The following is a 13947-nucleotide window of genomic DNA, read 5'->3' on the forward strand; positions in this document are numbered from 1 at the left end:
GGCCTCCATCAACACCGGCAAGCCGGTCATCCCCAACGCATTACCACTAATAAAATGACAAAACTGATGGCAGCACCTATCGCCTGCTGCATTTCCGTAAATCCCGCCCAGGCCAGATTCACGTAGGCCGCCGTGAGCAAGCCGATGAACAGGCGGTCGCCGCGCGTCGTCGGCATGGGCAAAAAGCCCTTGCGTTCGATGCTGGGCGAACGGATTTGCCACACCGTCATGCCGGCCAGCATCAAGCCGATGCAGATGAAGAAGATGGCCACTTCCGGCGTCCAGGCCATCCAGCCGAACAGGCTGGCCGTGCTATCGCTTGTATTTTCCATATCACACCCTCCCCATCGCGAAACCCTTGGCAATGTAATGCCGCACGAACCAGATCACCAGCGCGCCGGGCACGATGGTCAAGACGCCGGCCGCCGCCAGCACGCCCCAGTCCATGCCGGCCGCCGAGACGGTGCGCGTCATGGTGGCGGCGATGGGCTTGGCATTGACGGAAGTCAAGGTGCGCGCCAGCAGCAACTCCACCCAGCTGAACATGAAGCAGAAGAACGCCGTCACGCCCACGCCGGACTTGATCATCGGCAAGAAAATGCGGATGAAGAAGCGGGGGAAACTGTAGCCGTCGATATACGCCGTCTCGTCGATTTCCTTCGGCACGCCGGACATGAATCCCTCCAAAATCCACACGGCCAGCGGCACGTTGAACACCATGTGCGCGAGCGCCACGGCCAGATGCGTATCCATCAGGCCCACCGTCGAATACAGCTGGAAGAACGGTACGAGGAAGACGGCGGGCGGCGTCATGCGATTGGTCAACAACCAGAAGAACAGATGCTTGTCGCCGACAAAGTTATAGCGGGAAAACGCGTACGCGGCCGGCAAGGCGACCGTGACCGACATGACCATGTTCAAGGCCACGTAGATCATGGAATTGATGTAGCCGCTGTACCAGGAACGGTCGGTAAAAATCGTGTGGTAGTTGGCGAACGTCAGTTGCTGGGGCCACAGGCTCAACACGCCCACGATTTCCTCGTTGGTCTTGAGCGACATATTGAGCATCCAGTAGATGGGCAACAGCGAGCCCAGCAAAAAGACCACGAGGATGGTGCTGCTCATTTTCTTGTGCATCATTTCTGGTCTCCCGTGCCGACGCGCTGCATCCACGTGTACAGCACAAAGCAGAACAGCAGGATGATGAGGAAATAGATCAGTGAAAAGGCCGAGGCCGGCCCCAGGTCGAACTGGCCCACGGCCTTTTGCGTCAGGTATTGCGACAGGAACGTGGTCGCATTGCCCGGTCCGCCGCCCGTCAGCACGAACGGTTCCGTGTAGATCATGAAACTATCCATGAAGCGCAGCAAGACGGCGATCATCAGCACATTGCGCAGTTTCGGCAGCTGGATGTAGCGGAACACGGCCAGGCGCGAGGCGCCGTCGATGCGTGCCGCCTGGTAATACGCGTCGGGAATGGCGCGCAAGCCCGCATAGCACAGCAGCACGACCAGCGGCGTCCAGTGCCAGATATCCATCACCATCACCGTCAGCCAGGCGTCGAGCGAATTGCCGTTGTAATTGTAGTCAAAACCCAGCTGGTTCAGGGTGTAGCCCATCAGGCCGATGTCGCCGCGGCCGAAGATTTGCCAGATGGTACCCACCACGTTCCAGGGAATCAGCAAGGGCAGCGCGATCAGCACCAGCGCCAGCGACGCCTTCCAGCCATCGGCCGGCATGCACAGGGCGATCAGGATGCCGAGCGGAATCTGGATGGCCAGCACGGAGCCGGAAAACAGCAGCTGGCGCAGCAAGGCGCTGTGCAAGTCGCCGTCCAGCATGACCATGCGGAACCATTCCGTGCCCACGAATACCTTTTGCGTGGGGCTCAGAATATCTTGCACGGAATAATTGACCACCGTCATCAGGGGCAGGATGGCGGAAAAGGCCACGCACAGCAGCACGGGCAAGATCAATAGCCAGGCGCGGCGGTTGTTATCGGTTTTACCGTTATGTATCATCAGGCCACCCGCTTATCGTTGACATAGAACAAGGTGCGTTGCGGCGGAAAGCGCAGCCGCACAGCATCGCCCACCACCGCATCGATGGCGCGCAACTTGGCCGCCACCGTCGCGCCGCCCAGCTGGAATTCCGCCAGGTAATGCGTGCCCATGTTGCGCACGGCAGTCACCGTGGCGTCCAGGCAGTGATCGCTGCCCGCGCCGCCCTCGCCCGCCTTCAAGCATGCGACGAATTCGGGCCGCACGCCCAGCGTGATTTTCCCTTGCGCGCCAGCCAGGGCCGCGCGGGCGGCGGCGGACACGGCCAGCAGCTGCCCCGCCACGCGCACGCCGCCATCGTCCAGGCTGCAATCGAGCAAGTTCATGCCCGGGTTGCCGATGAAATAGCCGACAAACGTGTGCTCGGGTTCCTCGAACAGCGCCTGCGCGCTGCCCGTCTGCACCACTTCGCCCTGCGTCATGACGACCACCTGGTCGGCAAAGGTCAAGGCTTCCACCTGATCGTGCGTGACGTAGATCAACGATAACTTCAATTCGTGGTGGATTTCCTTCAACTTTCTGCGCAGCAGCCATTTCAAATGCGGGTCGATCACCGTCAGCGGTTCGTCGAACAGCACGGCCGCCACGTCGGGGCGCACGAGCCCCCGCCCCAGCGAAATCTTTTGCTTGGCATCCACGGACAAGCCGCTGGCGCGCAGCTTCAGGTCGCCCGTCAATTCCAGCATCTGCGCCACCTGCTGCACGCGCTTTTTCACCTCGCTCTCTTTCCAGCCGCGATTGCGCAGCGGAAACGCCAGGTTATCGTGCACGGTCATGGTGTCGTAAATGACGGGAAACTGGAACACTTGCGCGATATTGCGTGCTTCCGTCGGCAGCTGCGTCACGTCCTTGCCGTCGAACAGCACCTTGCCATGCGACGGTTTCACGAGGCCGGAAATGATATTGAGCAAGGTCGTCTTGCCGCAGCCGGACGGTCCCAGCAAGGCATACGCGCCGCCGTCGTGCCACTCCATGCTCATGGGCCGCAGCGCATAGTCGGCGGGCGCCGCCGGGTTCGGTTTGTAGGCGTGGGCCAGGTCCACCAGTTCGATGCGCGCCATGTCAAGCTCCTCCTTGCGCAGGAGCAAACAGCAGCCCGCCGTCATCGGCGAAGATCAGCAAGGCGTGCGGCTGGCAATACACGGTGCAGGCGCTGCCGATCTCCAGGTTGTGCACGCCGCCGAGCTGGGCCACCAGGGCCAGGTCGCCCCGGCGCGCATGCACATAGGTTTCCGAGCCGCTGATTTCCGCCAGGTCCACCGTAGCGGCGATGGCCACGTCGCCTTCGGACTGGGGAGATAAATGCAGACTGTGCGCGCGCACGCCGAGGATCACGTCCGTGCGGCCCGCCAGGCGGGCGCGCTGCGCGCCGCTCAGGTGTATCGACAGGCCGTCGGCCGCCTGCGCCACGCCATCGGCGCTCACGCGGGCGGGAATCAGGTTGATGGGCGGGTCGCTGAAGGTGCGCGCCACATCGATGGAATTGGGGGCGTTGAAGACGTCCAGGGTCGGCCCCTGCTGCAGCAATCGTCCTTCATGCAGCACGGCAACGTGGCCGCCCAGCTGCAGCGCTTCCAGCGGCTCCGTCCGTGGTGGCGTACACGACCGTCGTGCTGCCGCTGGAAAACAGTTCCGTCAATTCGCGGCGCAATTCCTCGCGCAGTTTGTAGTCGAGGTTCACCAGGGGCTCGTCCAGCAGCAGCAATGACGCATCCTTGATCAGCGCACGCCCCAGCGCCGTGCGCTGCTGCTGCCCGCCGGACAACTCTCCCGGCGTGCGCTGCAGATAGGGCGTGATGTGCAGGCGCTCGGCCAGCGCCAGCACCTTGGTGCGGATCTGTTCCTCGGGCACCTTGCGCAAGCGCAAGGGCGAGGCGATATTGTCGTAGACGGTAAAGGCCGGATAATTGATGAATTGCTGGTACACCATGGCCAGGTTGCGGCGGCTGACGGGCACGCCCGTCACGTCCACGCCATCGGCCGTGACGGTGCCCCCGCTGGGCTTGTCCAGGCCCGCCATCACGCGCATCAGGGTCGTCTTGCCGGCACGCGTGGTGCCCAGCAAGACGTTGATGGCGCCCGGCACCAATGCCAGCGACATCGGATATAAAAAGTCGTCAGCCCCCTGCTTCCTGCTGATCTTGTCCAGTACCAGTTGCACGCGCTTCTCCTCCAGTGATGTGTTCTTATTCTTCGCCGCGCCCTCTGCGGGGTGCGGTCGCTTACGTGTGCTGCTTACGACGACAACGGATGCTGCAACAGCCAGGCGTCGAGCGTGCCCGCCGTCCCGCGCGGCAGGTGCAGGCCCAGCTTGGAGCGCCGCCACAGGATGTCGGCCGCGCTGACGGCCCATTCATGGCGCCGCAAATAGTCCACTTCCGCCGCGTACAGGCCGGCGGCGATTTCCTCGCCCATGGCCGCCACCTCCGCCCGCCCGGCCAGCAGCACGTGGATGCGCGTGCCGTAGGCGCGCGCATAGCGCGCCACCAGCGGCGCCGGCAGCCACGCATAGTCGCGCTGCAAGCCCTGCACGAACTGGCCGAACTCGCGCACGGAGCGGTTCTGCGGCGTGCTGCCGAACACGTCGCCGCCGGGCAGGCAGGCGTTGGCCGTCCAGGCCGGCAGCGTATTGCCTGGCACCGGCGCCAGCAACGGTGCGAGCACATCGAGCGCTTCTTCCGCCAGCTTGCGAAACGTGGTGATCTTGCCGCCAAAAACACTCAGCAGCGGCGCGCCTTCCCGGTCCAGCTCGAATCGGTAATCGCGCGTGACGGCCTTGGCATCGGCCGCCGCGTCTTCCACCAGCGGGCGCACGCCCGCATACGTCCACACCACGTCTTCTGGATTGACGGGCTTGCTGAAATAGTAACTGGAAAGCTCGCACAAGTAACGAATTTCCTCGCCGTCGATTTCCACCTTGCCGCTGTCGCCGTGATAGTCGAGATCGGTGGTGCCGATCAGGGTGAAATCGTGCTCATACGGAATGGCAAACACGATGCGCCCGTCCGGATGCTGGAAGATGTACGCGTGATCATGCTCGAACAGGCGCTTGACGACGATATGGCTGCCTTTGATCAGGCGCAAATGCCGGCCCTGCCCGCCGGGCGCCGCCTGCTGCAGGAATTCGGCCGTCCACGGCCCGGCCGCATTGACGACGCTGCGCGCGCGTACGGACAGCTCGCGCCCGTCGCCTTGCAGCAGGGTCGCCTGCCAGCAAGCGTCCGCACCCGCTCCCTCGCGCCGCAGGGCCGTGCAGCGCGTCTGCGTGAGGATGGTCGCGCCCTTGTCCGCCGCGTCGATGGCGTTCAAGACCACCAGACGCGCATCGTCGACCCAGCCGTCCGAATACACGAAGCCGCGCTTGAACTGGGGTTTTAACGGTTTGCCGGCCGCGTGGCGCGCCAGGTCGATGCCCTGCGAGCCAGGCAGGATTTCGCGCTTCGCCAGCATGTCGTACAGAAACAGGCCGGCGCGTATCAGCCAGGCGGGGCGCTGGCCCTGGGCGTGCGGCATGACGAAGCGCAAGGGCCACATGATGTGCGGCGCCGAGCGCAGCAGCACTTCGCGCTCGATCAGCGCCTTGCGCACGAGCCGAATTCATAGTATTCGAGGTAGCGCAGGCCGCCGTGTATCAGCTTGGTGGAGGCGGACGAGGTGTGGAAAGCGAGGTCGTCCTTTTCGCACAGCACCACGGACAAGCCGCGCCCGGCCGCGTCGCGCGCGATGCCGGCGCCATTGATGCCGCCGCCGACCACCAGCACGTCGCATGCCATCGTTGTCTCCACACCTTGCTGTGCTGCCGCCATCGGGACTCCGTGTCTGTCGGGGAAAGGCCGGCGAGGAAAGACTAGGCATCGCCGGCGACTGTCGTTAAGATCAATACAGCTGTAATTCGAATGCAATATGGATAAGATACGCCAGATTGCGAATCGATAGCAACATATTTTTATCACTATTTGTTCGTTTTTGTTCGTTTGTGATTTTTAAAGAGACAAGCCCATGATTTTGAATCCCCGCCAGCGCCGCCTGCTCGAAGTGGTGCGCCAGAAGGTCACGATGTCCGTCGAAGAGCTGGCGCAGCAGCTGGACGTGACGCCGCAAACCGTGCGCCGCGACGTCAAGCAGATGGAGGAAGCGCGCCTGCTGGCCCGCTACCACGGCGGGGTGGGCTTGCCCTCGTCCGTGGAAAACATCGATTACAGCCAGCGGCAAGTATTCAACAGCGAGGCCAAGCGGCGCATCGCCGCCGCCGTCGCCGCACAGGTGCCGCACGGCTGTTCGCTCTTGATCAATATCGGCACGACGACCGAGGAAGTGGCGCGCGCGCTGGGCCGGCACACGGGCTTGCACGTGGTGACGAACAACCTGAACGTGGCCGCCATCCTGGCCGACAACGCCGCCTGCGAAGTCATCGTGGCCGGCGGCGTGGTGCGCGGACGCGACCGCGGCATCGTCGGCGAAGCCACCATCGACTTCATCCGCCAGTTCAAGGTCGACATCGGCATCATCGGCATTTCCAGCATCGATGAAGACGGCAGCCTGCGCGACTTCGACGCGCGTGAAGTCAAAGTGGCGCAAGCGATCATCGAGCAGTCGCGCGAAGTGTGGCTGGTGGCCGACCAGCATAAATTCGGCCGCAAGGCGCTGGTGCGGCTGGCCGACCTGGCGCAAGTCGACATCCTGTTTACGGATGCGCCGCCGCCGCCCCGCTTTGCCGAAGTATTGCGCGAAGCGGGCGTGAAGGTGGTGCTGGCCTGAACGGGCCGCATTTCTGAAGGAAAACCGCGCGCTGTCGCGTGGGCAATACATCTGGCGTTGGTCAGCAGACGAAATGATATGAAATATTTATCAATTCGGCAAAAATGCTGTTACCATTGATGCAACATGAGTTATTTTTTTAATCTTCCTCTCTGGCAATACGATTATTCGCTTGATATTGTTTTTTATCTATCCAGAGCAAGAAAAAAGGAAAAATTCTTTGCCGGTAAGTGATTTCCTGTGAAAACAGTGTTAGAAATACCTCAAGCACGATGATTGTTCCCAAACAAACCACTCGACAGCAAGCGTGAAGGCCTTAACCATGCCGGCAACGCCGCCTAGTGAAGGAAAAGAAATGAGCCATAATTTTGAAACGGCCGCCATGCCGCAAGCCGCCCATCCCAACAGCGTTCCCGTCAGCGAGCTGGAAGCCCATCTCGGTTACTGGCTGCGTTTCGTTTCCAACCACGTTTCCCACAGCTTCCAGAAAAAAGCGGAAGCCAATGGCGTGACTGTGTCCGAATGGGTGGTGCTGCGCGAAATGTTCCGCCTGGGCTGCACCTCGCCCACGGTGCTGGCGCAAGTGTCCGGCATGAGCAAGGGCGCCGTGTCGAAGCTGATCGACCGCCTGGAAAGCAAGGGCATGGTCAGCAAGTCCATCCTGCTGGCCGACCGCCGCCAGCACTCGATCGAACTGACCACGGAAGGCGAGGCGCTGGTGCCCGTGCTGGCCGGGATGGCCGACCAGAACGACGAGGAATTCTTCGGCCAGTTGCCGCGCCAGCTGCGCGACGACCTGCTCGAAGCGATGAAGGAAGTGGCGCGCACGCACCAGCTCAAGAACGCCCCGCTGAACTAAGCAGTAACACATGCGGCAAGGGTGACACGGTGGCGCGGGCGCTTCGGCTATGATGCTGGCCTGACTGTTTACCAGGAACACGCATGGCCCTGCATATCGAAACTCCCTTGCTCAACTCGCGCGCCCTGAGCCTGCACAGCGAACGCGCCATCTGGCTCAAGCTCGAAGCCTTGCAGCCGCCCGGCTCCTTCAAGATCCGCGGCATCGGCCTGGCGTGCGAAGAATACGCGCGGCGCGGCGCCAGCCGCTTCATCTCCTCTTCCGGCGGCAATGCCGGCATCGCCGTCGCCTATGCGGGACGCCAGCTGGGCATTCCCGTCGTCGTCGTCGTGCCGGAAACGACCAGCGAACGGGCCAGGGCCCTGATCGCCCAGGAAGGCGCCGAAGTCATCGTGCACGGCGCCGCCTGGCAAGAAGCCAACGCGCTGGCGCAATCGATGCTCACGCCGCAAGACGCCTTTCTGCACCCGTTCGACGACCCGCTGCTGTGGCAAGGCCATGCCGGCATGATCGATGAAGTGGCCCGCGCGGGCCTGAAACCGGACGCCGTCGTGCTGTCGGTGGGCGGCGGCGGCCTGCTGGCCGGCGTGGCCGAGGGCTTGCAGCGCAACGGCTGGGACGACGTGGCCCTGGTGGCCGTGGAAACGGAGGGCGCCGCTTCGCTGGCGGCCGCCGTGGCCGCGCGCGAACACGTGGCCCTGCCCGCCGTGAGCAGCATCGCCACCTCGCTGGCCGCGCGCCAGGTGTGCGCGCAAGCCTACGCCATCAGCCAGAACCGCCTGCTGCACAGCGTGGTGGTATCGGACCGCGCCGCCGTCGACGCCTGCCAGCGTTTTATCAGCGACCAGCGCCTGGTGGTGGAACCGGCCTGCGGCGCGGCGCTGGCCGCCGTCTACGGCAAGGCGCCGGAACTGGCGCCCTACCGCAACGTGCTCGTCATCGTCTGCGGCGGCGTGACGGCCACCACGCAGCAGCTGGACCAGTGGACTGCCACCCTGTAGCGCCTACGGCGCCGCCTCGAGCAGCGCCACGCCGTCGCGGCCCTGCCCCTTGGCCGCATACAGGGCCTGGTCGGCCAGGTCCAGCAGCTGCGCGCCGGCGTCAGCGCGCCTTCGCGGAAGATGGCGATGCCGATGCTGGTCGTCACCGGCAGCGGGCCGCCGGCCAGCGCAAACGGCTGGCGGATGGCGTCGATGATCTTCGCGCCGATCTGGCGCACTTCGGCCGCGCCGTTCACGCCTTCAAAAACGATCACGAATTCGTCGCCGGCCAGGCGCGCCACCAGGTCGCTGGCGCGCACGCTGCGCACCAGGCGCGCGGCGAATTCCTTCAGCACCTCGTCGCCCGCCTTGTGTCCCAGGCTGTCGTTGATGGCCTTGAAACGGTCGATATCGAGATAGGCCAGCGCCATCGGCGCGCGTGCCGCACGCGTGCGCTGCATGCTTTGCGCCAGCTGTTCGTCGAAGCGGCGCCGGTTGGCGATGCCCGTCAGGGTGTCGGTGGCGGCGGCGAACTGCAGCGCCGTATGCACGGCCTTGGTCTTGGTGATTTCGTGGATCAGGCCATACACGCCTTCCACCGCGCCGCTCTCGCCCACGTCGGGCACGTAACTGGTCTGGAAGGTCCGCTGGCCAGCCTCTCCCACGCCATCGACGGTAAACTCATATTCAACTTCTTCGCCCGCAAAGGCGCGCCGCAGGTAGGCTTCGCGCAATTGATACGCTTCCTCCCCCAGCACCTCGCGGATCGACTGCATCAGGCTTTCCCGCTGCGACCTGCCGAACCATTTTTCAAACGTCGCGTTGATGAACTGGTAACGGTGCTCGCGGTCGATGTAGACGATTACCACGGGCACGTGGTCCGTCAGCAGCTTAAGGCGCCGCTCGCTGTCGCGCGTCTGCGCCACGGCGATTTCGCGCTCGGCCACCAGCGAATAGAAATCGCGGCTCAAGTCGCCGATCTCGTCGCGCCGCTCGATCTGCAGCGCCTCGATACCCAGGCGCTGGCGGCGGATTTCATGCACATGGTGGCGCAGGCGCGCCAAAGGCTGCAGCAGGCGCAGCACCACGCGCCAGCCGGCCAGCCCTGCCAGCGCCGCCAGCAGCACGGCGGCCAGCAATATCTTGCTGCGGATGGCGTGCAGCGGCGCGAACGCGTCGCGCATGGGATACACGGACGCCAGGATCCAGCCGGTGGCGGCGATGCGGTGGTAGGCGAACAGCGCATCGACGCCTTGCGTGGTGGTGCCCGTCATCCAGCCCTCGAAACCCTGCATGGCGCGCCGCGTCGGTTCGCTGATGGGGCCATGCGCTTCGATATGCTGCATGATGCGCGACTTGTCGGGATGCTCGACGATGACGCCTTCACTCGTCATGATGTACAGGTAGCCGCCCGGACCCGGCTTGAGCGCGCCCAGGCGCCCCAGGAAATCGGGCTGGCGCAGATTGACGCTGGCCGCCAGCACATAACGCACGGCGCCCTGCGCGTCGAACACGGGCTGCGTCACCACCACGATGGGCATGCCGGAAATGCTGCCGTTGAGCGGCGCGGAAATCACCGAGCGCCGGGCCGCCAGCGTCTGGTCGAAGTACGGGCGGCCTGTCACGTTCATCCCCGCCTGCGGCTTGAAGGGGCCCACGCTGGCCAGCAGGGAGCCATCGCTGGCCACCACGCCGGCCGTATAGAACTCCTTGCCCAGCACCGTTTGCGCGGCCAGGAAGCGCTGCAGGCTGGCGCCGTCGTGCGCGCCGCCGGCTGCCAGGCTGTCGGCGATGGCGCGCAGCACGTTGCGCTTCGCGTCGAGCTCCTCGTCGATGAAGACGGCGGCGCTGGCCAGCGATACGTACTGCTGCCGGCCCGTGACGTCGCGCATGCCGCGCTCGGCCACGGCCAGGGTGGCCAGCGCCAGCGAAGCCACGGCAGCCAGCACGAGCAGGAAGACGACCACGCTCATGCGCGCCTTCAGGCTGGCCGGCAGGCGCCGGCGCAATCGTTTGCGCCAGGTCGTCACGGCCGCTGCCGCAGGTACCGGCAGATGCGCTCGACCGACTCGTCCAGCGCCAGCACCTGGGTATCGAGCGTCAGGGCGGCGGCCAGCGGCGCTTCATAGGGCGCGGAAATGCCCGTGAATTGCGCCAGCTGGCCCGCGCGCGCCTTTTCGTACAGCCCCTTGGGATCGCGCGCCTCGCACACGGCCAGCGGCGTGCTGACGTGGACTTCGATGAAATGCGCGGCGCCGATGATGGCGGCGGCCATGGCCCGGTCGGCGCGGTAGGGCGAAATGAAGGCGGCGATGACGGTCAGGCCCGCCCCGTTCATCAGGCGCGCCACTTCAGCCGTGCGGCGGATGTTTTCATGCCGGTCTTCGGGCGTAAAACCGAGGTCGCGGTTCAAGCCGTGGCGCAGCTGGTCGCCGTCGAGCACCGCCACGGCGCGGCCCTGCGCCTTGAGCTGGCGCGCCAATGCGTCGGCGATGCTGGTCTTGCCGGCGCCGCTCAAGCCCGTCAGCCAGACCGTGGGGTGTTGTGCTGCTGTCATCGCACTGCCTCTCTGTTATAGAGCTGGCAATATAACAAAGCCGTGCCGGAAAGGACAGATTTTCAGGCCGCGCTGCGCGCCTCAAGCAGCAACTGTCGTATCTCGGGCACGCAGGAGCCGCAATTGCCGCCCGCCTTGACGCAAGCCGTCACCTGCGCCGTCGTCGTCAGCTTCTGCTCCACGATGGCGGCGCAGATGGTGTTGCGTCCCACGCCAAAGCACGAACACACGGTGGGGCCGGCGTCAGCGCCCTTGCCGATGGGCTGGCCCAGCAGCACGCCGGCGCGATCAAGCGCCTCCATTTGCGCGTGCGCAAACAGGCTGGCCAGCCAGCTGCGCGACGGCAGGTCGGGCCGGGGCGAGACATACACGCATTGCGCGATGCGCCCTTCGTCCAGGTGCACGGCGCGGTACACGCCGGCGCTGGCGTCCGCGTAATCGAGCCAATCGGCATCCGGGTCGGTGACGCCCAGCAGCGCGCGCGCCCAGGCGCCCAGGTCGGCGATGCGCTGGCGGCCCGCCAGCTCGTAGCGCAAAAACTGCTCGCCCTGCACGCGCGTCCAGTGCGCCACGCCGTCCAGGTTCAAGGGCGTGCGGCTCAGCACAAACGCATGCCAGTGCACGCGGAATTGCTCGATGCGCACGGGCGTGTGCTTGAATTCCGGCTCGCCCGAGACGGGATCGACGACCGGATTGATGACGGCGCCCACGCGCGCATCGGAGGCATTCGCGTCGCTCCAGTGGATCGGCACGAAGACCTGGCCGCGCGCGATGCCGCCGCCATGCACGACGCGCGCCACCATCGCGCCCCAGGCGCTGGAAATGCGCGCCAGTTCGCCTTCGCGCACGCTGTACAGCAGCGCATCCTGCGGGTGGATGTCGATGAACGCTTCGGCGACGTGGCCGGACAATTTCGCCGCCTTGCCCGTGCGCGTCATCGTATGCCACTGGTCGCGCACCCGGCCCGTGTTCAGGATCAGCGGATAGTCTTCGTCGGGCGCGTTGCGCGGCGCGCGCGGCGCCGTCGGCACGAAGCGCGCGCGCCCGTCCGCATGCGCGAAGCGGCCGTCGCCGAACAGGCGCGCCCGGCCCGGCGGCCACTGCTGCGGCGCCAGGGCGTCGTATTGCGCTGCATCAAGGTTCTCCAGGCCCGCCAGATTGAACAGGCGCGCCGTTTCCGCCCCGTTGCGGAAGGTCGACAGACGTGCATGCTCGGCAAAAATCGCTTGCGGCGACGTGAAATCGAAACCCGCATAGCCCATGCGCCGCGCCACGTCGCACAGCACGTCCCAGTCGGCGCGCGCCTCGCCCGGCGCCGGCAAGAACGCGCGCTGGCGCGAGATGCGGCGCTCGGAATTGGTCACCGTGCCATCCTTTTCGCCCCAGCCCAGCGCGGGCAGCAGCACGTCGGCATGCGCGTTCGTATCCGACCCGGCGCTGATGTCCGACACCACCACCAGCTCGCATTTGGCCAGCGCGCGGCGCACCTGGTCAGCGTCCGGCATGCTGACCAGGGGATTGGTGGCGATGATCCACACGGCCTTGACCTTGCCCGCTTCGATCGCGTGGAACAGTTCCACGGCCTTCAGGCCAGGCTTGTGCGCGATGCGCGGCGCGTCCCAGAACGTTTGCAGCGTGTCGCGGTGCAGCGGGTTGTCCAGCTCCAGGTGCGCCGCCAGCATATTGGCCAGGCCGCCCACTTCGCGCCCGCCCATGGCATTCGGCTGGCCCGTCAGCGAAAACGGCCCCATGCCGGGCTGGCCGATGCGGCCCGTCGCCAGGTGGCAGTTGATGATGCTGTTGACCTTGTCCGTGCCGCTCGATGACTGGTTCACGCCCTGCGAAAAGGCCGTGACGACCTTGCGCGTGGCGGCAAACGCCTGGTAAAACGCCAGCAGGGCTTGCGGGTCGACCTTGCAGATGCGCGCCACCTGCAGCGGGTCGCCGCAATCCGCGTGCGCGGCCGCCAGCGCCTCATCGAGGCCGCGGCTGTGCCGCGTGACGAAAGCGTCGGCGATCACGCCCTCCTTCGCCAGATAGCACAGCAAGCCGTTGAACAGCCACACGTCGGTGCCCGGTTTCACGGGCAGGTGCAGGTCGGCCAGCTCGCAGGTGGCCGTGCGGCGCGGGTCGATCACCACCAGTTTCATCTCCGGCCGGGTTTCCTTGATGCGGGCGATGCGCTGGAACAAAATCGGGTGGCACCAGGCCGTGTTCGAGCCCACCAGCACGATCATGTCGGCCAGTTCCAGGTCTTCATAGCAGCCGGGCACGATATCCTCGCCGAACGCGCGCTTGTGTCCCGCCACGGCCGACGACATGCACAGGCGCGAATTGGTATCGATGTTCGCGCTGCCCACGTAGCCCTTCATGAACTTGTTGGCCACGTAATAATCTTCCGTCAGCAGCTGGCCCGACACGTACAGGGCGACGGCGTCGGGGCCGTGCTCGTCGATGATGGCGCGCAGGCCGCCGGCGACTTGATCCAGCGCAAAGTCCCAGGAAGTGCGCTGCAGCACGCCGTCGACGCGCACCTGCGGCTGCAGCAGGCGCTGGTCGAGGTCCAGGGTATCGCCCAGCGCCGAGCCTTTCACGCACAGGCGGCCCAGGTTGGCCGGGTGGCTGGCGTCGCCGGCGATGCGGATGGCGCCGTCGGGCAGGCGTGTCGCTTCCACGCCGCAGCCGACGCCGCAGTATGGGCAAGTGGTTTTTACGGGCGCGCAGCTTGTCATG

Annotated in this window: 10 protein-coding genes and 2 pseudogenes; 3 read left to right on the plus strand and 9 right to left on the minus strand. The window is 65.1% G+C overall.

Annotated features, from left to right (window positions below; genetic code table 11):
* Positions 1–26 precede the first annotated feature (26 nt).
* From ACQVLG_RS27700 to glpD, 6 genes and pseudogenes are all read right to left on the minus strand, one after another.
* The gene (locus ACQVLG_RS27700) at positions 27–302 is read right to left on the minus strand and encodes a DUF2160 domain-containing protein (protein ID WP_070222334.1); all 276 of its coding nucleotides are present in this window, start codon (positions 300–302) and stop codon (positions 27–29) included.
* 31 nt (positions 303–333) lie between these two features.
* Positions 334–1140: a carbohydrate ABC transporter permease gene (locus ACQVLG_RS27705; protein ID WP_070256602.1), complete on the minus strand. Its 807-nt coding sequence runs from the start codon at positions 1138–1140 to the stop codon at positions 334–336.
* Complete coding sequence (locus ACQVLG_RS27710) at positions 1137–2021, minus strand: carbohydrate ABC transporter permease (protein WP_034754965.1); 885 nt, start codon at positions 2019–2021, stop codon at positions 1137–1139. The genes ACQVLG_RS27705 and ACQVLG_RS27710 overlap by 4 nt, the downstream gene beginning before the upstream one ends.
* Positions 2021–3121, minus strand: a complete 1101-nt coding sequence (locus ACQVLG_RS27715) for an ABC transporter ATP-binding protein (RefSeq protein ID WP_474291951.1) — start codon at positions 3119–3121, stop codon at positions 2021–2023. The genes ACQVLG_RS27710 and ACQVLG_RS27715 overlap by 1 nt, the downstream gene beginning before the upstream one ends.
* Position 3122: 1 nt before the next feature.
* Positions 3123–4221 (minus strand): annotated as a pseudogene (locus tag ACQVLG_RS27720) (ABC transporter ATP-binding protein).
* Between the two features lie 74 nt (positions 4222–4295).
* Positions 4296–5866 (minus strand): annotated as a pseudogene (gene glpD / locus ACQVLG_RS27725) (glycerol-3-phosphate dehydrogenase).
* Between the two features lie 193 nt (positions 5867–6059).
* Between glpD and ACQVLG_RS27730 the strand changes: the two are divergent.
* The 3 genes from ACQVLG_RS27730 (at position 6060) to ACQVLG_RS27740 (ending at position 8678) form a co-directional block, all read left to right on the plus strand.
* The gene (locus ACQVLG_RS27730) at positions 6060–6818 is read left to right on the plus strand and encodes a DeoR/GlpR family DNA-binding transcription regulator (protein WP_230540701.1); all 759 of its coding nucleotides are present in this window, start codon (positions 6060–6062) and stop codon (positions 6816–6818) included.
* A 355-nt stretch (positions 6819–7173) separates the two neighbouring features.
* Positions 7174–7677: a MarR family winged helix-turn-helix transcriptional regulator gene (locus tag ACQVLG_RS27735; protein ID WP_230540700.1), complete on the plus strand. Its 504-nt coding sequence runs from the start codon at positions 7174–7176 to the stop codon at positions 7675–7677.
* Between the two features lie 83 nt (positions 7678–7760).
* Positions 7761–8678: a pyridoxal-phosphate dependent enzyme gene (locus tag ACQVLG_RS27740; protein WP_230540699.1), complete on the plus strand. Its 918-nt coding sequence runs from the start codon at positions 7761–7763 to the stop codon at positions 8676–8678.
* Here the strand turns inward: ACQVLG_RS27740 and ACQVLG_RS27745 are convergent.
* From ACQVLG_RS27745 to ACQVLG_RS27755, 3 genes are all read right to left on the minus strand, one after another.
* Positions 8597–10687 (minus strand): diguanylate cyclase domain-containing protein, encoded by a 2091-nt coding sequence (locus ACQVLG_RS27745; protein WP_474291952.1) that lies wholly within the window; start codon positions 10685–10687, stop codon positions 8597–8599. The genes ACQVLG_RS27740 and ACQVLG_RS27745 overlap by 82 nt on opposite strands.
* The gene (gene cysC, locus ACQVLG_RS27750; RefSeq protein WP_474291953.1) at positions 10684–11214 is read right to left on the minus strand and encodes an adenylyl-sulfate kinase; all 531 of its coding nucleotides are present in this window, start codon (positions 11212–11214) and stop codon (positions 10684–10686) included. The genes ACQVLG_RS27745 and cysC overlap by 4 nt, the downstream gene beginning before the upstream one ends.
* Before the next feature lie 62 nt (positions 11215–11276).
* Positions 11277–13946, minus strand: a complete 2670-nt coding sequence (locus tag ACQVLG_RS27755; protein WP_474291954.1) for a molybdopterin-dependent oxidoreductase — start codon at positions 13944–13946, stop codon at positions 11277–11279.
* Position 13947: the final 1 nt, after the last annotated feature.

The organism is Janthinobacterium sp. TPC_1 (genome assembly GCF_056037845.1).